The 23267-nt window shown below is 51.8% G+C and carries 22 protein-coding genes; 7 read left to right on the plus strand and 15 right to left on the minus strand.

Annotation, left to right across the window (positions count from 1 at the left end):
• Positions 1 to 7 precede the first annotated feature (7 nt).
• Both ACFQO0_RS12085 and ACFQO0_RS12090 read left to right on the plus strand, forming a co-directional pair.
• The gene (locus ACFQO0_RS12085; RefSeq protein ID WP_382234959.1) at positions 8 to 1204 is read left to right on the plus strand and encodes a DUF3426 domain-containing protein; all 1197 of its coding nucleotides are present in this window, start codon (positions 8 to 10) and stop codon (positions 1202 to 1204) included.
• 141 nt (positions 1205 to 1345) lie between these two features.
• A complete protein-coding gene (locus tag ACFQO0_RS12090; RefSeq protein ID WP_382234960.1) occupies positions 1346 to 2278 on the plus strand; it encodes a carbohydrate kinase family protein in 933 nt (310 codons plus the stop codon).
• Positions 2279 to 2334: 56 nt separating this feature from the next.
• On the opposite strand, the gene ACFQO0_RS12095 is transcribed toward ACFQO0_RS12090, so the two are convergent.
• Positions 2335 to 2877, minus strand: a complete 543-nt coding sequence (locus ACFQO0_RS12095; protein WP_382234962.1) for a YggT family protein — start codon at positions 2875 to 2877, stop codon at positions 2335 to 2337.
• Between the two features lie 92 nt (positions 2878 to 2969).
• Positions 2970 to 3599: a histone H1-like DNA-binding protein gene (locus tag ACFQO0_RS12100; RefSeq protein ID WP_382234964.1), complete on the minus strand. Its 630-nt coding sequence runs from the start codon at positions 3597 to 3599 to the stop codon at positions 2970 to 2972.
• Positions 3600 to 3618: 19 nt separating this feature from the next.
• Here ACFQO0_RS12100 and ACFQO0_RS12105 point away from each other — a divergent pair, with 19 nt between their 5' ends.
• Positions 3619 to 3795, plus strand: a complete 177-nt coding sequence (locus ACFQO0_RS12105; RefSeq protein WP_382234966.1) for a hypothetical protein — start codon at positions 3619 to 3621, stop codon at positions 3793 to 3795.
• Between the two features lie 248 nt (positions 3796 to 4043).
• Here the strand turns inward: ACFQO0_RS12105 and ACFQO0_RS12110 are convergent, their stop codons facing one another.
• The 7 genes from ACFQO0_RS12110 to ACFQO0_RS12140 form a co-directional block, all read right to left on the minus strand.
• The gene (locus ACFQO0_RS12110; protein WP_382234968.1) at positions 4044 to 5225 is read right to left on the minus strand and encodes a ribonucleotide-diphosphate reductase subunit beta; all 1182 of its coding nucleotides are present in this window, start codon (positions 5223 to 5225) and stop codon (positions 4044 to 4046) included.
• A gap of 155 nt (positions 5226 to 5380) precedes the next feature.
• Positions 5381 to 8275, minus strand: a complete 2895-nt coding sequence (locus tag ACFQO0_RS12115; protein ID WP_382234970.1) for a ribonucleoside-diphosphate reductase subunit alpha — start codon at positions 8273 to 8275, stop codon at positions 5381 to 5383.
• A 383-nt stretch (positions 8276 to 8658) separates the two neighbouring features.
• A complete protein-coding gene (ampD, locus tag ACFQO0_RS12120; protein ID WP_382234972.1) occupies positions 8659 to 9300 on the minus strand; it encodes a 1,6-anhydro-N-acetylmuramyl-L-alanine amidase AmpD in 642 nt (213 codons plus the stop codon).
• Positions 9287 to 10714 (minus strand): sigma-54-dependent transcriptional regulator, encoded by a 1428-nt coding sequence (locus ACFQO0_RS12125; RefSeq protein WP_382234974.1) that lies wholly within the window; start codon positions 10712 to 10714, stop codon positions 9287 to 9289. Before ACFQO0_RS12125 ends, ampD begins: the two co-directional genes overlap by 14 nt.
• Before the next feature lie 39 nt (positions 10715 to 10753).
• Positions 10754 to 12442 carry an ATP-binding protein gene (locus ACFQO0_RS12130; RefSeq protein ID WP_382234976.1) on the minus strand — a complete coding sequence of 563 codons (1689 nt, stop codon included), beginning with the start codon at positions 12440 to 12442 and terminating at the stop codon, positions 10754 to 10756.
• A gap of 3 nt (positions 12443 to 12445) precedes the next feature.
• Positions 12446 to 12682 carry a PP0621 family protein gene (locus tag ACFQO0_RS12135; protein ID WP_382234978.1) on the minus strand — a complete coding sequence of 79 codons (237 nt, stop codon included), beginning with the start codon at positions 12680 to 12682 and terminating at the stop codon, positions 12446 to 12448.
• Positions 12679 to 13488 (minus strand): cytochrome C assembly family protein, encoded by an 810-nt coding sequence (locus ACFQO0_RS12140; RefSeq protein ID WP_382234980.1) that lies wholly within the window; start codon positions 13486 to 13488, stop codon positions 12679 to 12681. Before ACFQO0_RS12140 ends, ACFQO0_RS12135 begins: the two co-directional genes overlap by 4 nt.
• Before the next feature lie 393 nt (positions 13489 to 13881).
• On the opposite strand from ACFQO0_RS12140, the gene ffh reads away from it, so the two are divergent.
• On the plus strand, positions 13882 to 15249 hold the full coding sequence (gene ffh, locus ACFQO0_RS12145; RefSeq protein WP_382234982.1) for a signal recognition particle protein: 1368 nt from the start codon (positions 13882 to 13884) through the stop codon (positions 15247 to 15249).
• 361 nt (positions 15250 to 15610) lie between these two features.
• Entirely contained in the window at positions 15611 to 16063 is a 453-nt protein-coding gene (locus ACFQO0_RS12150) for an SWIB/MDM2 domain-containing protein (RefSeq protein WP_382234984.1), read from the plus strand.
• Between the two features lie 132 nt (positions 16064 to 16195).
• On the opposite strand, the gene ACFQO0_RS12155 is transcribed toward ACFQO0_RS12150, so the two are convergent.
• Complete coding sequence (locus tag ACFQO0_RS12155; protein ID WP_382234986.1) at positions 16196 to 16759, minus strand: lytic transglycosylase domain-containing protein; 564 nt, start codon at positions 16757 to 16759, stop codon at positions 16196 to 16198.
• Between the two features lie 131 nt (positions 16760 to 16890).
• Entirely contained in the window at positions 16891 to 18624 is a 1734-nt protein-coding gene (locus ACFQO0_RS12160; protein WP_382234988.1) for a proline--tRNA ligase, read from the minus strand.
• Between the two features lie 201 nt (positions 18625 to 18825).
• On the opposite strand from ACFQO0_RS12160, the gene ACFQO0_RS12165 reads away from it, so the two are divergent.
• Both ACFQO0_RS12165 and ACFQO0_RS12170 read left to right on the plus strand, forming a co-directional pair.
• The gene (locus tag ACFQO0_RS12165; protein ID WP_382234990.1) at positions 18826 to 19407 is read left to right on the plus strand and encodes an RNA pyrophosphohydrolase; all 582 of its coding nucleotides are present in this window, start codon (positions 18826 to 18828) and stop codon (positions 19405 to 19407) included.
• Complete coding sequence (locus ACFQO0_RS12170; RefSeq protein ID WP_382234992.1) at positions 19400 to 19963, plus strand: CNP1-like family protein; 564 nt, start codon at positions 19400 to 19402, stop codon at positions 19961 to 19963. Before ACFQO0_RS12165 ends, ACFQO0_RS12170 begins: the two co-directional genes overlap by 8 nt.
• A 69-nt stretch (positions 19964 to 20032) precedes the next feature.
• Here the strand turns inward: ACFQO0_RS12170 and proB are convergent, their stop codons facing one another.
• From proB to rplU, 4 genes are all read right to left on the minus strand, one after another.
• Positions 20033 to 21151: a glutamate 5-kinase gene (gene proB, locus ACFQO0_RS12175; RefSeq protein WP_382234994.1), complete on the minus strand. Its 1119-nt coding sequence runs from the start codon at positions 21149 to 21151 to the stop codon at positions 20033 to 20035.
• Positions 21152 to 21265: 114 nt separating this feature from the next.
• On the minus strand, positions 21266 to 22372 hold the full coding sequence (gene cgtA, locus ACFQO0_RS12180) for an Obg family GTPase CgtA (protein WP_382234996.1): 1107 nt from the start codon (positions 22370 to 22372) through the stop codon (positions 21266 to 21268).
• Positions 22373 to 22460: 88 nt separating this feature from the next.
• Complete coding sequence (rpmA, locus tag ACFQO0_RS12185; RefSeq protein ID WP_382234998.1) at positions 22461 to 22718, minus strand: 50S ribosomal protein L27; 258 nt, start codon at positions 22716 to 22718, stop codon at positions 22461 to 22463.
• A 38-nt stretch (positions 22719 to 22756) separates the two neighbouring features.
• Positions 22757 to 23068 (minus strand): 50S ribosomal protein L21, encoded by a 312-nt coding sequence (gene rplU, locus ACFQO0_RS12190; protein ID WP_112990891.1) that lies wholly within the window; start codon positions 23066 to 23068, stop codon positions 22757 to 22759.
• Between the last annotated feature and the right edge of the window lie 199 nt (positions 23069 to 23267).

The raw sequence follows: 23267 nt of genomic DNA on the forward strand, positions 1-23267 counted from the left end.
GAACACCATGGCACTCGCGACGCAATGTCCCCACTGCCAAACGACGTTCCGCGTCGTACACGATCAATTGAAATTGCGTGCAGGCTTGGTACGCTGCGGCCACTGCAAGGAAATTTTCAACGGGATCGAACATCTGTTGCCACCGCCAGATGCCGAGCCAGCAGATAGCACGGCGAGCGCGGTCGAGCCCGCATTTGCAGCAACTGGCTTAAGCGACTCTCCTCCTGACAAAACTGCAGAAGAGCAGTCGCTGGTCACGACCGCTTTGGATGCAGCGTCGCCGGATACCGCAACGGCCGTAGGAGAGAAAGAAGAAGCGCGTTACACGCCTAGCGACCAGATCGACTTCGATATTCCCGCGCCATCCCAAGCTGAAGTAGATGAAGGACCAGGGCCATCGGCAGAACCTGTCGCCAGCAAACGTGAAGATCCTTTGCAGCGCATGACGCTGGTCGACTTCACGCGCGAATATCCGGAACAAGATGCCAATGCAGAACAAGCAAACACGGCCTCAGGGAACGTCAGCAATGGCGCAGATAGCCAGGATTTCGATCCGAACAGCAAGGATGAGCTGGACGAAGCTATTGAGGACTTGCAGCGCAAACCCTGGCGCAGCAACAAGAAAGCGGCCCAGGCGAAGGCCAGTGATAATCAAGATGAATCAGAGTTTATTGACGATGATGAACCGGCCTTCGTCAAACGTGGCCGCCGACAACAACGCCTCGGAAAAAAACTTGCCATCGCGCTCGGCATCACCTGCTTTATTCTCCTGATCGCTGCGCTAACACAAGGCACTTATTTATTCCGCAATCAGATCGCTGGGGCATTTCCGCAAGCCAAGCCCTTCCTGACGCAGCTTTGCGATGTCATTGCCTGCCGCATAGAACTGCCAGCACAAATCAATGCCGTCTCGATCGAATCCAGCGAGTTGCAAACCCTGGCCGAAAACAAGGAGTCGTTTGTACTCACTACGCTGCTGCGCAATTACAGTGAAACGCTGCAAGCGTGGCCGCATATTGAACTGACCTTGAACGATGCCAATGAAAAGCCGCTATTACGCCGTGTTTTCAAACCGACCGACTTCCTGAGCGCGGAGGAAATCCGCGCGGGATTTGCCGCAAGCAGCGAACACACCGTCAAACTGTCTTTTGAACTGGCGCAGATCAAGGCCTCCGGCTATCGCGTGTACCTGTTTTATCCTTGAGCATCAGGCATTCTTGACTCTGTGAGCAGTCCATGCGCAGGCACTTCTATTTCATGCCAACCGGCGAATACTACGAGCCGCTCGCGCGGTGTATGATTGCGAGCAATTTCCCATCCTCATTTATTTCCATACTTTAAGTCCATGAAATCACTCATTTGCGGTTCCCTCGCCTTCGATACGATCATGTCGTTCCAAAGCCGTTTTTCCGAAGCCTTGCTGGCGGACCAACTGCATAAAATCAATGTGTGCTTTTTTGTCCCGGAAATGCGGCGCGAGTTCGGCGGTTGCGCCGGCAATATTGCGTATAACCTGAAGCTGCTCGGCGGTGATCCGCTCATCATGGCGACCATCGGTCAAGACGGCGCATCGTATCGCGCACATTTGGAAAAACTGGACATTTCTCAGCAGTGCATCAAAACCATAGAAACGTCGTTTACCGGTCAGGCATTTATCACGACGGATACCGATAGCAATCAAATCACGGCGTTTCATCCTGGCGCGATGACCTTCGCACATGAAAATACGGTGGAGCAAGCCGGTGATATCGCTGTCGCCATCATTGCACCGGATGGCCGTGATGGCATGTTGCAACATGCGCAACAATGCGCAGACTTGAACGTGCCCTTTATTTTTGATCCCGGCCAGGGTCTGCCAATGTTTAACGGCGACGAACTGAAGCAATTCATTGAGCTGGCAACCTATGTTGCAGTAAACGACTATGAAGCAGAATTACTGACAGAGCGCACCGGCTTGTCGCTGGCTAAAATCGCAGAACAGGTCTCTGCGTTGGTGGTCACGCGTGGCGAACAAGGCGCGGATATTTTCACGGGCAACCAGCATCTGGCGATTCCCTGCGTAGAAGTAGACAAGGTCGTGGACCCAACCGGTTGTGGCGATGCATTCCGTGCCGGCATGTTGTTCGGCTTGACCAATAATCTGGATTGGGAAACCACAGGACGTCTGGCAAGCCTGATGGGATCAATCAAGATTCGCCATCAAGGACCGCAAAATCACGTGTTATCGCGTATAGAAATTGAAGACTGCTTCCATCAGGCATTCGGTTACCGTTTCTAACGACACGGCCTGCTGACAATACTCAGCTGTCAGCAGGCATCATTCTGTGCAACGCGTCAAAGCAGTGATCCGACGATAGTCGCTACCAATTCAATCGCAATACGCAGCAGTATCAATGCCACCAGCGGTGACAAATCAATGCTTCCCATCAGCGGCACTATGCGCCGCAAAGGCCGCATCAACGGGTCATTGAGGCTGCGTACAAACGGCGCCAGTGGTGCATGCGGATTGACCCAGCTGAAAATCACCTCGATCAGCAACAAGCCTATCAATCCGTACAATGCCCACTGACAGAGCCGCAGAATAGTCAGCAGCAAGATCACATGCGGCGTAAACGCACTGCGTAACCAGACTTCAACCGCGGTAGCGATCAAGACCACTAAAAATGCACCTATCAGGCTGGCCCAATCGTAACCGCCTGCGCCCGGCAGTATGCGTCGCAAAGGACGTACCAGCCAGTCCGTCAGTTGATATGTAAATTGCGCGATCTCCATCGGCGGGCGCACGCGCACGGCCTGCATCCAGAATCTAAGTAACAAGGCACCCGCCAGCACGACGGCGATGGTATCGATAATCAGCGTAAATATACTTTCCAGCACGAAGACTCCTTCAAAAAAAAACCGCTGTGCGACGTAAGCCACACAGCGGATTGTGCCTGAATTTAATCAGGCGCACCCAAGCGAACCTGGATTTACGGACGAGTGCCCGTTGGAAACGGCCAAGCCGCTGCCGGGTTCAATACCGTTTTAACCGCAGGTGCTGCTACTGCTGCTGGTTTAGCTGCTGGCTTTTTAGGCGCTGCTTTTTTAGCTGCTGGTTTAGCTACCGGCTTAGCTGCTGGTTTAGCTGCTGCTTTTTTAGCGACGACCTTCTTTACCGCTTTTTTGGCAACTGGCTTTTTAGCTGCTGCTTTTTTAGCGACGACTTTCTTTACCGCTTTTTTGGCAACTGGCTTTTTAGCTGCTGCTTTTTTAGCGACGACCTTCTTTACCGCTTTTTTGGCAACTGGCTTTTTAGCTGCTGCTTTTTTAGCGACGACCTTCTTTACCGCTTTTTTGGCAACTGGCTTTTTAGCTGCTGCTTTTTTAGCGACGACTTTCTTTACCGCTTTTTTAGCAACTGGCTTTTTAGCTGCTGCTTTTTTAGCGACGACTTTCTTTACCGCTTTTTTGGCTACTGCTTTTTTCGCTACTGGCTTCTTGGCGACTGCCTTTTTAGCCACTGGCTTCTTAGCTGCTGCTTTTTTAGCGACAGGTTTTTTTGCTACTGCTTTCTTTGCAGCTGGTTTCTTCGCTGCTGGTTTTTTTGCTGCTGTTGCCATTTTGTTTCTCCTTCACGTGATGGAAAAAATCAAGCTTCTATTGGAAACCCGCCGTTTCCATCGCGATGAAAAAGGCGGATTATTCATCGGCACAAGCGTACTCTTGCTTGCGCTAATGAATTCGGCACCAGCTGAACTGCTGCATCCCCTCACTTATGCAGCACTTCAGCCTTACATGACCATGCGTATTTCGTAGCGGCGCTACTGCATTAGCCAAAAAAAACGCCAGCACTCATGCCGGCATTGGAATTCTGTTTCAGAAAAAACAAACCTTTTTTAAAGGAAAAAGCCGCCACACCTGACTGAATCAGGTGGTGCGGCTTGAGCAGATCAGATCGTATCGGTCTTCTACTGTTCATTAAATTTGGTTGTTGCCTTTCCTGTTTTTGCAGTCTTGTGATTCATATTTATACGACTGCATATTCAAGGTGCAGCTCAACTTGCTTATTCCCAGTTGAGCGCGCCACCTGTCTGGTATTCGATGACACGCGTCTCAAAAAAGTTGCGCTCTTTTTTCAGATCGATCATTTCGCTCATCCAAGGGAAAGGGTTTTCCTCTTGTTCGAACATCGGTTCCAAACCGATTTGTTGAGCGCGGCGATTTGCGATAAATCTCAAATAGCCTTTGAACATCGGAGCATTCAGTCCAAGCACTCCACGCGGCATTGTATCCTCTGCGTAACGATATTCCAACTCTACTGCGCGTAAAAACAACGCTTTAATCTCTTCGCGGAATTGCGGTGTCCACAAATGCGGATTTTCCAACTTGATCGTGTTGATCAAATCGATCCCGAAATTGCAGTGCATCGATTCATCACGCAGAATGTATTGATACTGTTCGGCCGCGCCCATCATTTTATTTTGACGACCGAGCGCGAGGATTTGCGCGAAGCCGACATAGAAGAACAAGCCTTCCATCAGGCACGCAAACACGATCAGCGAACGCAATAATGTTTGATCGTTTTCTGTCGTGCCAGTCGTGAAGTGTGGATCGGTCAGTACATCGATAAACGGAATCAGGAATTGATCCTTGTCGCGTATCGATTCGATTTCGTTATAGGCGTTGAAGATTTCGCCTTCATCCAGACCCAGTGATTCCACGATGTATTGATACGCGTGGGTATGAATCGCTTCTTCAAACGCTTGACGCAACAAGTACTGGCGGCATTCAGGTGCAGTGATGTGACGGTAAGTACCGAGCACGATATTGTTCGCAGCCAGAGAATCGGCAGTAACGAAAAAACCGAGATTACGCTTAACCAGACGACGTTCGTCCTCAGTCAAACCGTTAGGATTTTTCCACAGCTCGATGTCACGCTGCATGTTGATTTCTTGCGGCATCCAGTGATTTGCGCAACCAGCCAGATATTTATCCCATGCCCATTTGTATTTGAACGGAACCAGTTGATTGACGTCGGTCTGTCCATTGATGATGCGCTTGTCAGCCGCATCCATGCGGCGGGTTGGATCAACTGCGGCGGCCGGATTTGCCACCAATGCAGGATTCAATGCGACATCTTGATGGGCTTGTACGCGTTGTGCTGCTGCGTCACGTACTTGTTGCAGTGCTGGTTGCAATGCCGGCTGCGGTGCTGCTGGCTTTGCTTCTTCATCCCAACTTAGCATGATGTATTTCCTTATTTATATATGGTGCGGATGTTGCCGAAAACCTTAATGCCGACAAAACCTTATACAGCTTTGTCAGCATTATGCAATTCAAGTTCAGTGCAACATCATGAATATCAATTTTTGCTAGCGAATACCACCGTCTGAATAGACGATTATTGGCAGGCTTCGCACTCTTCAAACCCGGCATCGCCTGGACGCAGCATGCATGCTGGGCCGTCGGTTTCAGCCGCGGATGCACTTGTCGAATTGCCGCCGCCGGAATCCACCGCATTGAGCGCGCCGGTTTTCGATGTCGATTTTTCGGTGTGCGTTGCACCCATGGTACGCAGGTAATACGTGGTTTTCAAACCGCGCAACCATGCCAGCTTGTAAGTGTCATCAAGTTTTTTACCCGATGCGCCTGCCATGTAGATATTCAGCGACTGCGCTTGATCTATCCATTTTTGACGACGCGATGCGGCTTCAACCAACCACGATGGTTGCACCTCGAAAGCGGTGGCGTAGATATCGCGCAGATCTTGCGGAATTCGATCGATCTTGGCCAAGCTGCCGTCGAAGTATTTGAGATCGGAAATCATGACTTCATCCCACAAGCCACGCGCTTTCAAATCACGGACCAGATATTCATTGATCTCGGTGAATTCACCAGACAAGTTCGATTTGACGTACAGATTTTGGTAAGTCGGTTCAATACAAGCCGAGACGCCGATAATGTTTGAAATCGTCGCAGTCGGTGCGATTGCTACGCAGTTGGAATTGCGCATGCCGAATTCCTTGATGCGTGCGCGCAACGGTGTCCAGTCGAATGTTTCGCTGTAATCCGCCTCCAGATATTTCGCGCCACGTTCTTCTGCCAGCAATTTCAGCGAATCCTGCGGCAAGATGCCACGATCCCACAAGGAACCTTTATACGAGCTGTAACGGCCACGTTCTTCTGCCAATTCGGTGGATGCATAGTAAGCGTAGTAGCAAACGGCTTCCATCGAGTTATCAGCAAATTGCACTGCTTCGTTCGATGCATAAGGAATACGCATCATGTGCAAGCAATCCTGGAAGCCCATGATGCCGAGGCCGACTGGACGGTGACGCAGGTTCGAGTCACGCGCTTTTTTGACTGCGTAATAGTTGATGTCGATCACGTTATCCAGCATGCGCATCGCGGTGCGGATGGTTTTTTGCAGCTTGACGTGATCCAGCTTGCCGTCTTTCATGTGGGCCGGCATGTTGACCGAACCCAGATTGCAGACTGCGATTTCCGAATCGTTGGTATTCAATGTGATCTCGGTGCACAGATTCGAGCTGTGAACGACGCCAACGTGCTGTTGCGGCGAACGGATGTTGCAAGGATCTTTAAATGTGATCCATGGATGGCCGGTTTCGAACAGCATCGACAGCATTTTGCGCCAGAGATCCAGCGCCTGAATGGTCTTGAACAGTTTCAATTCACCACGAGCAGCTTTAGCTTCATAGCCGGTATAGGCTTCTTCGAATGCCTTGCCGACCTTGTCGTGCAGGTCTGGTGCGTCGGATGGCGAGAACAGCGTCCACTCGCCTTTTTCCATCACGCGCTTCATGAACAGATCAGGAATCCAGTTGGCGGTGTTCATGTCATGCGTACGACGGCGATCATCGCCAGTGTTTTTACGCAGGTCGAGGAATTCCTCGATATCCATGTGCCAGGTTTCCAGATAGGCGCAAACCGCACCTTTGCGTTTGCCGCCTTGATTGACAGCAACTGCAGTGTCGTTGACAACTTTCAGGAATGGCACAACGCCTTGCGAACGACCGTTGGTACCTTTAATGTGCGCACCGAGTGAACGGACTGGCGTCCAGTCATTACCCAGACCGCCGGCGTATTTCGCCAGCAATGCATTTTCCTTGATTGCTTCATAGATGCCGTCGAGATCATCGGCGACCGTCGTCAAATAGCATGACGACAATTGCGAACGCAAAGTACCTGAGTTGAACAAGGTTGGGGTCGAGCTCATGAAGTCAAACGACGACAACAGGTTGTAGAACTCGATCGCACGTTCTTCACGGTTGATTTCGCCCAGCGCCAGGCCCATCGCAACACGCATGTAAAACGCTTGCGGCATTTCGATGCGGGTATCGCTGATATGCAGGAAATAACGGTCATACAAAGTTTGCAAGCCAAGGTAACCGAATTGCAAATCGCGCTCAGGGACGAGGGCGTCGCCGAGTTTTTTCAGATCGAACTGACCAAGCTTGGCATCCAGCAGATCTGCCTGAATACCTTTCTTGATGAATTTAGGGAAGTATTCCAAGTAGGCTTCAGGCGCATCCGCTTGAGCGACTTCCTTGCCGAATACTTCTTTACGGATAGTGTGCATCAGCAAACGCGCTGTCACTGTTGTATACGCAGGGTCTTTTTCCATCAGCGCGCGAGCAGCCAGGATGGCGGACTTATGCAATTCTTCGACCGGTACACCGTCGTACAGGTTCTTGACTGTTTCTCGCAGAATCGCTTCAGCGTCGACATGCTTTTCAAAACCAATGCATGCTGCGCCGATCAGATCGCGCACTTGATTCATATCCAGCGGACGACGTTGACCATCTTCGATCACGTGCAACTGGTTGGATTCAACGACTGGCTTCGCGGCTTGCTGCTGCGCACGCTCCTCCATACGTTTTGCACGGTACAAGACATAAGCGCGGGCTACATCGTGTTCGCCCGAGCGCATCAGCGCCAACTCAACCTGGTCCTGGATATCTTCAATATGAAAAGTGCCACCTGCTGGCTGGCGACGCACCAAGGCGTTCACCACATTCGCCGTCAATTGCTCGACCAGTTCGCGCACGCGTGCAGATGCGGCTCCCTGACCACCGTTAACGGCCAAAAATGCCTTGGTAACAGCAATGGAAATTTTAGATGGCTCAAAGCCGACCACTGCGCCGTTGCGGCGGATGATACGGTGGTCGCTCAAACCGACGGCGTGAGCGCCGGAAGTCGATGGAGCAACCGCGAGAGGCGCGATATTGCCGATTTCCGTCGACGATTTGGCTGAATTTTCTTGAGTAGAGAGCATTACAACTCCTTTAAAAACTATTGCAGGCAGGTTTTGCCGTGCTGGTTGTAAGAGATAAACCTGTTATTGCGGGTTTTGCGAAAAATGTTTTTTATGGAAGGCACCTGCGTACGTCCATCTAGGTTCGCACCGGGACCAACTCTATTTAGTTATATTGAAAGACACCTGCTCAGGGCCCCGACTAATATGTATATACGGACAAATTATGGTGAAGCAACAACTGAACAGATTTAAGGGGTGGATCGGCAAAACCCACTACATCTAGTGTGGAATTTATGATCTGCACTAATTCTAGTGCGCTAAAGTCGGGGATGCAATCACTTTCGTGAGAGTTTTCGATATATTTTTTTATATGAATACATGGGATTGCAATGGTGCATTTTTTAATCTAAATAGAACTGCAAATCACCATCAATGCGCGCAGATTGCACTGATTCCGAGCGCACTTTGTGATAGCGCTCTTGATAATCTGCCCAGTCAAAAAATGGCCCCGGATCGGTTTTCCGTCCCGGCGCAATCTGTTCATGCCCCGCCACATGCCGAAGTGGATAGGCCCGCCTCAATGCATCAGTCAGCAATGCCAGCGCAGCATACTGCGCCAGCTCGAAAGGTTCAAAGTCTGTACCTTCCAACTCGATCCCGATTGAAAAATCATTGCAACGCTCTTGTCCACAAAACGAAGATGTGCCGGCGTGCCATGCCCTGTCGTTCGCAGATACGAATTGCATGACCATGCCATCACGCCGGATCAGAAAATGCGCCGATACGCGCAAAGGCTTCAGTTGGTCGAAATAAGGATCCGCATCATAATCCAGCTGATTCAAAAACAGGTCGGCGATAAACGGGCCACCGAACTGTCCAGGCGGCAGGCTGATGTTATGAATAACCAGCAACGCAATTTCCATCCCTTCAGCGCGCCGGTCGAAATTAGGCGATGGCAAGCGCACGACGTCAGCAGCCCAACCATTCGCGCCGATCTGAAACGGCAAGGATCTAGCGCCCGCGGACTGTTTATTCGGGGGCATTGATATCCAGCCGCTGCATGCGGTAACGTAGTTGGCGGAAACTGATCCCGAGCAGTTCTGCAGCCTGCGTGCGGTTAAATTTGGTTTTTTCCAATGCGCGCCGAATGATCTCCCGCTCAACATCGTCGAGATGATCGGGCAAGGATGGCGGCAACTCGTCTGACAGCGGCGGCAAAATCATTTCTTCGGTTTCAATCAATGCCGGCACCATCATCGCCTGTTCTCCGGAAGACGAGGGCGCGAAAATCTTGATTGGCGGCGATGCTTTCAGTGCCAAGTCCATTACTTCAATCACACCGTCGTTGGCAAATGCCAATGCGCGCTCCAGAATATTTTCCAGTTCGCGCACGTTCCCGGGAAATGAATAACTGCGTAGCGCATCGAGCGCAGCGGGAGTCAGTATTGTCTGCTGCCCGCCGCCAAGGCGGCTCAGAATCGCCTGCGCCAGCAAGCCGATATCATCCAGCCGTTCACGCAACGGCGGCAAATTCAACTCGATGACATTCAGCCGATAATACAAATCCTGGCGGAAGCTTCCTTTGCCTACGCATTCATGCAAATTCTGGTGCGTCGCACTGACGATACGCACATCGACCGGCTCCTCCACCGTGGCGCCTACCTTGCGCACCCGCCGCTCCTGAATCGCCCGCAGCAACTTGACCTGCATCGCCAAAGGCAAATCTGCCACCTCATCCAGCAGCAAAGTCCCGCCATTGGCGGCTTGGAAAAAGCCATCCCTGTCATCCGCCGCACCGGTAAATGCGCCTTTGCGATAGCCAAAAAATTCTGCTTCCATCAAAGCATCAGGAATTGCACCACAGTTGACGGCGACAAAAGGCTTGTCGCTACGTGCACTCTGCGCATGAATGTCACGGGCCGCCAATTCCTTGCCGCTCCCAGATTCGCCGCTGATGGCGACCGGTGCCATGCTGCGGGCGAGCCGTGCAATTTGCGCCCGCAATCCCTGCATCGCTTCAGACTGCCCCATCAGACGCAATGCGGCTGGTACGATCGCTTTTTGGCTGGATGTCTGGTTGACGTCACTTTGGCTAATACGCAAGGCCGAGCGGACCATGACGCGCAATTGTTCGAGTCCGACCGGCTTGGACAGGTAATCAAACGCACCCGCCTTCAAGGCCACGACGGCATTGTCTGCACTGCCGAAGGCGGTAATCACGGCAATCGGCGTATTTTTGTATTGCGCCGTCACCTCGTGTACCAACTCTATTCCGAGCCCATCCGGCAAGCGCATATCGGTCAATACCAATGCATATTCCGTCTTCGACAGATAATCGCGCGCTACCGCGAGCGTGGGGGCGCTATCGATATCCAGCCCCATTTTGATGAGAGTAATCTCCAGCAATTCCCGCAGGTCTGCTTCGTCGTCAACGATCAATATGCGAGGAGAACTCATAGCACGCGGTTTTTACGGTTCATGGGCGGTCAAATACGATCAAATATTTTCATTATTAGCGAAGGTGATAACGAAACGGCCAGCCGGCGCACTTTTTTCGTCATCACTTCGATATTCATAATTCAGCAAGGCACCATTATTCAAACACAATTCGCGCGCCAGATAGAGTCCGAGGCCGGTGCCTTTGCTGGATGTTGTGTAGAACGGTTCAAACAAGTGGGCACGCACTGTAGACGTAATTTGCGGACCGTCGTCCTGCACGTGCAATTCGAGCCGATGGCCGATGCCAGAAACTATATAAACGCGAATGCTCCCCGGCATTCCGCTCGCGTAGCGTAACGCATTTGTCAGCAAATTCAAGATGATTTCTCGCAAATGCAACGGATCGAAACGTACTTTGTAGGGCGTCATATCGGCGATCGCGATCATCCCCTGCAGCACGGCGTGCATCTCATGCAATTCGCTCAAAACATCGTCAAACAGCAATCCCAAACAAAGCGGCTCATGATACTGATGCGCCTTGCGTGACAACTTGAGAATATCCTCGATCATGCGATTCAAGCGAGCCACGTTATCGCTGATGATGGCTAGCAGGCGCTGCTGACTTGCTTCCTGCGCGTCTTCACTCAGCAGCGAAGCCGCATGCCCAATCGCAGACAACGGGTTACGCACCTCATGTGCAATGCTGGCGGTCAAACGCCCCATTGACGCCAGCTTGAGCTGCTGCGCACGATTCTCGATTTCAGTGACATCCTGCAGGAAGATTACAACCCGCTCTTCCTGAACGCCTTCCGCGTCGACTTTTGCAAAGCGCAACTTCAAATGCGTGATCAACTCGCGGCGACTACCCAACACCGTCGTGCCGCCTTGTAGGGTCAAATCTTCCCCATGTTTGATTAAAACAAATGTCGGCGTATTGGCTTGTGTCGGCGTGCGCAAACCGTCCAGCCCTCCCCATGCTTGATAGGCATCGGCTATCGGCCGCAACCACGCCATATCCGATAATTTCCCGTAGATTTTTTCATGCGGAAAAGTGAGCCCAAGCATGTGTGCTGCCGCCGGATTGCTAATCAGTACGCGACCTTTGCGATCGACCACGAGAACGCCGTCCTCCATATCCGCGATGATGAGACGATTAATGGCCTGCTGAACATGCAAGGCCTTGCCTCGTCCCAGCGCCAGCGATTCCTGTTTAATTAGGCGCGCGGCGAGGCGATTGATGGCAAAAATAATGATGAAAAATGCCGCGCCATAGAGGCCGACTTGCGATGAAGAGATGTCTGAGTTTTCATTCAGTAACTGGTAACCGCTGTCCGCCAGCAGAACCAGGGTCACGACAGAAACGAAAAACAGCGACAGAATCAGGGGCGCGAGAATCGCTCCGCCCGCCAGTGGGAACAAATACAGAATCGCCAAACCGCTTTTGATTCCACCTGCAGACAAATACAGAAAGGAGATCGCAGCAATATCAACCGATATCTGGACCACCAGCTGCATCATGAAACGGCGGCGCCAGTACCACGACAGCAGTGCGAATATGAATGCCGCGATTAAATAGGCGATGCAGATTTCCCAAAACTGCTGTTTGTCCGGCCATAGTTTCGCCGAGCTCAAACCGAAGTAGACCAATAACACCGCCACGATCAAGGTTCGCGTAAACGCGAACGTCTGCAGCGTGCGCCAAAATGTCGCTTTGGCGTCCTCGAAAACCGGCTTGGCTTGACTCATAAATTACCGCGAAACATGCTGAGCGCGATGCTCGACGCTGCAAAAAGCGGTATTTGAAGAATCAAATACCGCTTCCGAGGCGGGGAAATAAGTCTTGCAATGCGCACAACGCAACATTGCTTCTGTACCGTCATGCTGAGCCTGTGGGGACTCAGGGACATCCACCTTGGCTGAAGATTTTTTACTGCGGAGCAGCCAGATCACCGCGAAAATAATAGCGGCCCACAACAACAATTTCATGCGAGTCCCCGGTGCAGTACAACTTCCAGCACGAAGCGGCTGCCGACATAAGCAAGCAGCAAGGTCGTAAAGCCGGTCAGTGTAAAACTGAGTGCGGTCTTGCCGCGCCAGCCGCGCCATTTTCGTCCCGCCAGCAAGATACCGAACAAGAGCCAGGACAACATCGTAAAGATGGTTTTGTGCTCCCATTTGAACGCTTGTCCAAACAATTCTTCGGAAAAAATGACGCCTGACAAAACCGTCAGGGTGAGCAAGAAGAATCCGAAGCCGATCAGGCGGAATAATAATTTCTCCATCGTCAACAAGGCTGGCAGGCGATCAAGCGCCATGCCAAACCAACCGGCTTTTTGTGCATTCAGGCCGGTATGCAGTTTCGATTCCTGCAGCGCCATCAAGATCGCATGAAAAGCAGCAATCGTCAGTGTGCTGTAGGCCAGCATGGCAATCACAATGTGCCAGGGATAAAGAATTGACCGGCCATCCAGCGCAATCACGCTACCAGGAAAAATCATCGGTAACAGAACGCCGATCGCTGCGCACGGCAATACAAGAATACGCAAGCCATCCAGTGTGAAGTTGCGATTTTCCAACCAGTAGGCAGCGACAGAAATCCACAAGGTCCCGGACAGCATGATGGCAAATCCCATCCGTAGGGAATTGGAGGTAACGGCATCCGCCCACAGCGCGCCGCCGTGCAGCACCCATCCAACCAGTGTGCCGATCGAAATTGCCATGCGTTTTTTCGGCGGCAGGCAGGCGCACACCGCATAAAACAAGGCAGCCAGGACAAATAGATATATATACATCGCTTAAGTTTACACCATGTAATCAGAGCTTCCCGCCGGGACAAACAGTATTGTCATGTTTTCCATCCACACTTATTCGGATTACTTGCGCGTGATGGATTTGACAGGGATCAAGCGACATCAAAGCGCGATGACACCAAATTCGATCAGCATATTGCCATGGCACAGGGAATTATTATTGCGACATTACCATTAGCCGGATAAAAACGCCTCTACAAGATACTGCCCGCAAGGTTATCCAAAAACCGGTTTTCCAGATTAGCTACGGCAAGAGCGCGGCTATCCCGCACGGCATCAGGTAAAATGAAGTTTGCCCGCACCTCAGGTGCATAGTCATTGCAGGCACGTAATTTTCGCCACAATCAGTTGTTTCATCACTCATTCAAAATACCCATGCTCGACAATCTCACTCAACGCCTAGCCAAAGCCGTCAAAACCATGCGCGGAGAAGCGCGCCTGACGGAAGCGAACACCGCAGAAATGCTGCGCGAAGTCCGTCTGGCGCTCCTGGAGGCCGACGTTGCACTCCCCGCCGTACGTGAATTCATCAGCCGCGTCAAAGAAAAAGCGATGGGTGAAGATGTCATCGGCTCGCTCTCGCCAGGCCAGGCATTGGTCGGCGTGGTGCAACGCGAGCTCGCTGCCATCATGGGCGCGGATCTCGGCCCCGAAGCTTCGCAACTCAATTTTGCAACCCAGCCGCCGGCAATCATCCTGATGGCCGGCCTGCAGGGTGCAGGTAAAACCACCACCGTCGGCAAGCTGGCGAAGTATCTGCGCGAACAAAAGAAGAAGAAAGTCCTGACCGTTTCTGCCGACGTTTATCGCCCGGCTGCGATCGGTCAGTTGCAAACCGTGACTGCTCAGGTTGGCGCCGACTTCTTTCCTTCCGCCGCCACCGACAAGCCGGTTGATATCGCGCTGGCAGCGCTCGATTACGCCAAGCGGCATTATCACGACGTACTGATCATCGATACTGCTGGCCGTCTCGGCATAGACGAGGCGATGATGCAGGAAATCTCGGCGATCCATGCCGCCGTCAAGCCGATCGAAACCCTGTTCGTGGTCGATGCGATGCTTGGTCAGGATGCGATCAATACGGCCAAGGCCTTCAGCGACGCGTTGCCGCTGACCGGTATCGTGCTGACCAAACTGGATGGTGATTCACGCGGCGGTGCGGCACTATCGGTACGCCACATTACTGGCAAGCCGATCAAATTTGCTGGCGTAGCAGAAAAACTGGATGGCCTCGAAGCCTTCGATCCGGTCCGCATGGCAGATCGTATTCTTGGCATGGGCGATATCCTCGCGCTGGTCGAAGAAGCCCGCAAGGGTGTCGACATGGAAGCCGCCGAAGGACTTGCGCAAAAGATCAAGGTCGGCGGCAAATTCGATTTGAATGACTTCAAATCACAACTCGCCCAGATGAAAAAGATGGGGGGCATGTCCAACCTGATGGACAAACTTCCAGCACAATTACAGCAGGCGGCCAGCGGCGCCAATATGGGTATGGCAGACAAACAGGTGATACGCATGGAGGGCATCATCAACTCGATGACGCCGCAGGAACGCGCCAAACCTGAACTGATCAAGGCCTCACGCAAGCGCCGCATCGCTACCGGCGCTGGCGTTCAGGTGCAGGAAGTCAACCGCATGCTGGCGCAATTCGACCAGATGCAAACCATGATGAAGAAGCTTAAAGGCGGCAACATGATGAAAATGATGCGCGGCATGAAGGGCATGTTACCCGGTATGCGCTGATTTTCGACACCTGAGAAAATCCCCCAACCCGGCTGATGCCGGGTTTTTTCATCCCGCGGCACCTCAAAATAGTGCGCATCATTGAAGCCGCGTCCCCAAGAAAAAATCACTTTCCGCTTTTTTGAAATGCGCTAATCGGCAAAAAATCGCTTTCATTCGCGATCAAATTCGATCCAAATTTGAAGCGTTCGAACCGGATAAGGCATTGGGCGTTTTCCCTCTGTGATCAGGGCGTGGCGCACAACCTACAAATACCATGTGAAACACTCAAAAAACACTTGCACGGCAAGAAAAACCACACCACTATTAGCGGTGCGTGAAGTGGCGCAATTTCCCAACACAATGTGAAGGAGGTTTGAAGATGGCAACAGCCAAAAAACCAGCGGCCAAAAAACCGGCCGCTAAGAAACCAGTAGCAAAAAAAGTAGTAGCGAAAAAAGCAGCGCCAGCCAAAAAAGCAGCGCCAGCCAAAAAAGTAGCCGCTAAAAAACCAGCAGCTAAAAAAGTCGCAGTGAAAAAACCGGCAGCTAAAAAAGTCGCCGCTAAAAAACCAGCGACTGCACGCAAGCCTAACGCTGCGTTCATGAAACCAGTAACACCGTCCGCAGTTCTGGCCGCTGTTATCGGTGCAGCACCAGCACCTCGCACTGAAGTAACCAAAAAAGTGTGGGAATACATCAAGAAATTCAAACTGCAAAACCCAGAAAACAAACGCATGATTGATGCGGATGACAAACTGAAAGCAGTCTTTGGTGGCAAGAAACAAGTATCGATGTTTGAGATGACCAAACTCATCTCCGGTCACTTGAAATAATTTTTCAGGTACCAAACAAAAACGCCCGCATCGCGCGGGCGTTTTTGTTTTTGCTGCGCATTGTCGATTCGCCGCCTATGTGAATGTTCAAATGCTCCGCAACGCTTTTCATCTGCATTGCTGGCCATCACGTCAAGGGTGATGTTCCCAGTTTCGCCAAGATGCCAATACAGAATTCGGGTATTCGGCACGACCACGACTTCCGTTGTAGCGTCCCAGCGCAAGAAACAAATCGCCTTTTTCCATATCCAGATACATACGCAAGATAGAACAGCCAAACCGCAAATTAGTCTGCATATGGAACAGCTTGCTGCGATCTCCGTCACCAATCACACGCGTCCAGAATGGCATGACTTGCATATAGCCATGCGCGCCTACCGGTGACACTGCATATTTACGGAAGGCCGATTCTACCTGTATCAAGCCAAGCACCAAGGCCGGATCCAGACCGGCGCGCCGTGCCTCGTACCACACCGTGCGCAAGAACTCGATGCGCACCTGTCTATCCGAAATTCTTTTAGCCAATCGATCCGACATATCGCCCAACCATTGCAGATAAGCCAGCCGTTCCTTGATATCGATGAATTGCGGAACAGGGGGGCGCGGATCGGAAATCGCACGCGATAAAGCCATGCGCACCGAATCCGCCATGGCTTCTTCTTTTTGATTGCCCGCGAAAACATAAGGAGCATTCATCAGCAAAAATATGCTGACGATGACTATACGGCTCAACGCTGACAATAGCGACCCGGCATATCGCCGGTTGCAGCCTTCAACCTCATGGCGTCGAAAGACCATATTCGCCATCGCCAATTGCATCAAAACAATCACGCAGCCAATTTGGCTTTAACGAAAGCGAGCATTTCATCCAGTGCGACTGCAGTTGCCTCCGTATCGCGGCGGCCCTGGTATTCCAGCTTGCCCTCTTTCAAGCCGCGGTCACCGATCACGATACGATGTGGTGCGCCGATCAACTCCCAATCGGCAAACATCGCTCCTGGCCGCTCACCACGGTCATCCAGAATGACGTCGACGCCAGCCGCCTGCAAAGCTTCATACAATTTTTCGGTTTCTGCCTTGACGCTTTCGCTACGATCGTAGCCCATAGGGCACAGTACCACTTCAAACGGTGCCAGCGCAGCCGGCCAGATGATGCCCTTGTCATCGAAATTCTGCTCGATGGCAGCCCCAACAATGCGGGTGACGCCGATGCCATAACAACCCATTTGAATCAATTGCGGCTTGCCATTTTCATCGAGGTAAGTCGCCTTCATCTTCTCGGAGTAAGCAGTACCTAATTGGAACACGTGGCCGACTTCGATACCGCGCTGAATCGCCAGCATGCCTTTGCCATCGGGCGAAGGATCACCTTCGACCACATTGCGAATGTCGAGCACGGTGGCTTCAGGCAAATCGCGCACCCAATTGACGCCAGTGAAATGGAAGTCCACTTCATTGGCGCCGCAGACGAAATCGCTCATGACTGCGACTGTGCGATCGACTATCAGCTTGACTGGCTTCTTGGTATTGACAGGGCCAAGGTAGCCTGGCGTAGTGCCGAACCACTCGACGATCTCCGCCTCGCTGGCAAAGCGATAGTCTGCCAAACCCGGAATCTTTGCGATTTTTACTTCGTTCAATTCATGGTCACCGCGCAATAGCAATAACCATACTTCTTTATTGACGACACCCTTCTCTTCTTTTTCCACCGTCAGCACGATCGACTTGACCGTCTGTGTGAGTGACAACTTCAGCAATGCAGCAACATCTTCGCATTTCGATGTTCCTGGCGTCGAGGCTTTGGTCAGCGCTTGTGTCGCGGCGGCGCGTGGAGCCGCTGGCGCAATTGCTTCTGCCGCCTCCATATTGGCGGCGTAATCGGAGTCAGGGCAATAAACTAACGCGTCTTCACCTGTATCGGCAATCACGTGGAATTCGTGGGAACCGGAACCACCAATGGCGCCGTTATCGGCCGCTACCGCTCGGAACTGCAGGCCAAAGCGATTGAAAATCTTTACGTACGCATCGAACATGATTTGATACGAACGCTTCAAACCTTCCACATCTCGATCAAAGGAATAAGCATCCTTCATCGTGAATTCACGCCCCCGCATCAGCCCGAAGCGCGGACGGCGTTCATCACGGAACTTGGTTTGGATGTGGTAAAAATTGAGTGGCAACTGACGATAGGATTTAATCTCGGTACGGACCACATCGGTTACGACTTCTTCCGATGTCGGCTGAATCGCATACTCACGACCGTGGCGATCCTTGACGCGCATCAGCTCAGGACCCATCTTGTCCCAGCGCCCAGTCTCTTGCCAAAGTTCGGCAGGTTGCACCAGCGGCATCAATAATTCGATGGCATTCGCACGGTTCATTTCTTCCCGCACGATGGCTTCCACCTTGCGGATCACGCGCAAACCGATCGGCATGTAGGTGTAAATACCGGAGCCGAGCCGCTTGATCATGCCGGCGCGCATCATCAGTTTATGACTGACGATTTCTGCGTCGGAAGGGGCTTCTTTAAGAGTGGAAATGAAAAAACGGGATGCACGCATGACGATGAATTCTTTTTAAAAAGAGAGAGGGTTATAATCAACTCAATTTTAAAGGATTAGCTGGCTGATGCACCCACTCTTCGCACAATTGATTACTGTCCCCGTTGTTCGCACGTCATCGTGCGCGCGGCGGCACGAGTCCGTAGAGACAACGATTTTCGATTGAGGGTACCGTTAGCCGCAGAAAGTTTGAGGTGCACTATGCTGGATCGTGAAGGCTTTCGCCCAAACGTCGGCATTATTTTGATCAACGCCCAAAATGAGGTGTGGTGGGGCAAGCGGGTGCGCGAACACTCGTGGCAGTTCCCCCAGGGCGGTATCAAATTCGGCGAAACACCCGAACAAGCCATGTATCGCGAGCTGGAAGAAGAAGTCGGCTTGCGGGCGGAGCACGTCAAAATCATGGGACGTACACGCGACTGGTTGCGCTATGAAGTGCCGGATCATTTCATCAAGCGGGAAATTCGTGGCCATTACAAGGGCCAGAAGCAAATCTGGTTTTTGCTCCGCATGGTAGGCCGTGACTGCGATGTCAATTTGCGTATGACGGAGCATCCGGAATTCGATGCCTGGCGCTGGCATGACTATTGGGTACCGCTCGACGTGGTCATCGAATTCAAACGCGATGTTTATCAACGTGCGCTGCAAGAACTATCGCGATTTTTAGTGCGCCCGACACAGCATTCTGCCCCACACAATACGGCACGTTATTTGCGCCAGACGCACCCGTCGCGCAAACCAGACGAACTATCCACTGCAAAGACCAAACCTGACAATGAATAAGTCTTCCATACTCAGTCGCAAACTAAAGCACACGCTGCTCAGCCTGTCACTGCTGGTTGTGACACACATTTCCCTCGCGCAACAGCTGGAATTCAATAAGAACTACAGCGATGAGGAGGACAAGCCATGGGAAGAGATGGCAGCTGAGTTACCGCCAGCTCCCAAGACAGAAAACCTGCTGCCTTTTTATGTCGGCCCCACTGCAACACAGACGTTTGCCATAGATAGCAAGTCGCTCTCCATAGGAACAGATGGGGTAGTGCGCTACACCTTGGTTGCTACCAGTTCTTCGGGCGCGAAAAATATCAGCTATGAAGGTATTCGCTGCGCATCATTTGAAAAGAAGATTTACGCGATTGGACGCGAAGATGGCTCATGGGGTCGTTCCCGGCGCGATCAATGGGAACCTATCGTGCGCAGCAAGACAAACCGGCAGCATGCTGCCCTCTCCGCAGATTATTTCTGCAGCAATTTGACCGTGGTTGGGCCGGAAAAAGACATGTTATACCGGCTTAAATCCGGCAAGACGCTGACAGACGACTTGTTGCGAGAGTAAATATCGGCGCGCTATGCCAACGCATGACCACGATAATCTTGATTGCGATCAGGGATCGCACCAACTGCTTTAAAGCAGTACAAGATTATCGCGGTGTATCAATTCCGGCTCTTCGACGAACCCCAGAATAGACAGAATCTCTGCAGACGGTTTACGCATGATGCGACGCGCCTCTGAACTGGTGTAGTTTGTCATGCCACGTGCAATCGCACGACCCTCGGCATCGACACACGTAATGACATCGCCACGACCGAACTCGCCTTTTACTTCGATAACACCGATCGGCAGCAAGGACTTACCTTCCGCAGTCAATTTTTGCACTGCACCAGCATCCAGCACAACCTTGCCGGCTGTTTGCAAATGATCGGCCATCCATTGTTTTCTGGCCGTCAGCTGCGCAGTTTGCGCCGTCAGTTGCGTACCGATTGCTTCCCCCGCGGCGAGACGACTCAACACGCGATCTTCACGTCCCCAGGCGATGACTGTATGCGCACCCGATAATGCGGCGCGTTTTGCGGCAAGAATTTTTGTCAGCATGCCGCCGCGACCGAGACTGCTGCCGGCACCACCCGCCATGGCTTCCAGCGTTAAATCTCCAGCCTTGGCCTCATGCACAAATTCTGCATTAGGATCTTTGCGTGGATCTGCAGTAAACAAGCCACGCTGATCCGTGAGAATAATCAAGGCATCGCCTTCGATCAGATTCGCAACAAGGGCACCCAAAGTGTCGTTGTCGCCGAATTTGATCTCATCGGTAACGACCGTATCATTTTCATTGATGATAGGTACTACGCCGAGGCGCAAGAGAGTGAACAGCGTAGAACGCGCGTTCAGATAACGTTCGCGATCAGCGAGATCTGCATGCGTCAACAAGACTTGCGCAGTACGTACATCATGTTGACGAAAACTGGTTTCATAAATCTGCGCTAGGCCCATTTGACCTACTGCGGCGCATGCTTGCAACTCATGGATACCGGTCGGCCGTTTGTCAAAACCAAGCCGCTGCATGCCTTCGGCAATCGCGCCCGAGCTGACGAGCACAACTTCTTTGCCGAGACTACGAAGATGGACAATTTGCTCTGCCCATTTTTGGATGGCGGCCACATCCAAACCCTTGCCATCGTTAGTGACGAGGGATGAACCAACCTTGATGATGACGCGCTTGGCTTGTTGAATGACAGAGTTCATGCTTTGTGATCCGACGCTGTTTTTATCGTTGCTTGAACGTTATCTGGACGCTACTTTAATGCAGTGCGATTTCTATGCAGTATGGCCCGCGCGGGACATACCGCATAAAACATATCAGTCGATGATTTTGAAACGCGGATCGTCCGGATCGATAGAATCGATCAGGCGCGCCTCTTCGCTGATATCTGTTTCTTCAGAACGCTGCTCAGCCTGACGCTGTACCGCGATGTAGTCATAAATTTCAGTGACCAACTCGGAGCAACCAGCGTGGGTCAATGCGGAAATCTCAAAGACCGGACCTTTCCAGCCAAAGCGCTTGATGAAATCCTTTACCCGCTTCTTGCGATCCTCTTCTGGAACCATGTCGAGTTTGTTCAAGACCAGCCAGCGTGGCTTGTCGAACAACGATTCATCATACTTTTTCAGTTCCTTGACGATGGCTTTTGCTTCCTTGACCGGATCGACATTGTCGAAGGGTGCCAGATCAACGATATGCAACAACAAACGCGTACGTTGTAAATGGCGCAGGAATTGAATACCCAAACCGGCACCATCGGACGCGCCTTCAATCAAGCCAGGGATATCGGCAATCACGAAACTCTTTTCGTGGCTGACACGGACCACACCCAAGTTAGGATGCAGTGTAGTAAATGGATAGTCGGCGATTTTCGGACGTGCATTCGAAACAGCCGAAATAAAGGTGGATTTGCCGGCATTCGGCATCCCGAGCAAACCGATATCGGCGAGTACCTTCAGCTCTAGCCGCAGTTCCCGTCGTTCGCCTTCCTTGCCTTCGGACTTCTGCCGCGGCGCACGATTAGTCGACGATTTGAAATGAATATTGCCCCAGCCGCCTTCACCGCCTTTGGCGATCAAGACTTCTTGACCGTGTTCGGTCAAGTCGGCAATCAGTTCACCGTCGTTATTGTCGATGATTAATGTGCCAACCGGCATGCGCAGCTTGATGTCGTCCGCGCCCTTGCCGTAGCAATCCGCACCGCGACCATTTTCGCCGTCACGTGCCTTGTGCATTTTTGAGTAGCGAAAATCAACCAGCGTATTGATGTTGCGATCGGCAACTGCCCAGATGCTGCCGCCCTTGCCGCCATCGCCGCCATCAGGGCCGCCGAACGGCCTGAATTTTTCACGACAAAAGGAGGCGACGCCGTTGCCGCCGTCGCCAGCAATGACTTCGATTTTTGCTTCGTCGATAAACTTCATAATTGTGCCGCCATAAAACTAAAAAGGCTCTACCTGGGGCAGAGCCTTTCGATTGAAGGCTTTCGCCTTACCTTGCTTGCTTAAAAACTTAAGCAGGTACTACTGTAACGTAATGACGTTGCAATGCGCCTTTGGTAACGAATGCAACCTTGCCATCTGTCAGTGCGAACAAGGTGTGATCCTTGCCGATGCCGACGTTTTCGCCCGGGTGCATTTTGGTGCCACGTTGGCGAACAATAATTCCGCCTGCGTTGACAGCCTGACCACCGTAGACTTTAACGCCCAGTCGCTTTGACTCTGAGTCACGACCATTTCGCGTAGTGCCGCCGCCTTTTTTATGTGCCATTTCTGACTCCTTGTATCTGTTTAGTCCGAGTCAGCGGCTTAGCCGTTGATCGAAACGATCTGCAATTCGGTATAATTTTGACGATGGCCTTGGTGCTTCTGGTAATGCTTACGGCGACGCATCTTGAAAATCGTGACCTTTTCGTGACGACCATGGGAGACAACCGTAGCAAGGACCGTAGCACCTTCAACCAGCGGAGCACCAAACTTAATGGTTTCTCCTGCGCCCAATGCGAGCACCTGATCAAGGGTGATTTCGGATCCAATGTCTGCCGGTATCTGTTCTACTTTAAATTTTTCACCAGCGACAACTTTATATTGTTTGCCACCGGTTTTTATGACCGCGTACATGTGAAACCTCATCAATTGATTAAAGGACTTTTCTCTCTTCGAATCGCCAAAAACTGCGCAGACGGAATCGGGAAAACCTCCAATTATACATGGACTTACCCTGCCGGTCAAAGCCCTTGATCACATCAATTTGAGTACTTAATACATGTCTTTTAAGAAATAGTGCGTTCCTTGGCTGCAACATGCGCGCTTGCGCTGC

This window comes from Herminiimonas aquatilis, assembly GCF_042665175.1.
Classification (GTDB): domain Bacteria; phylum Pseudomonadota; class Gammaproteobacteria; order Burkholderiales; family Burkholderiaceae_D; genus Oxalicibacterium; species Oxalicibacterium aquatilis.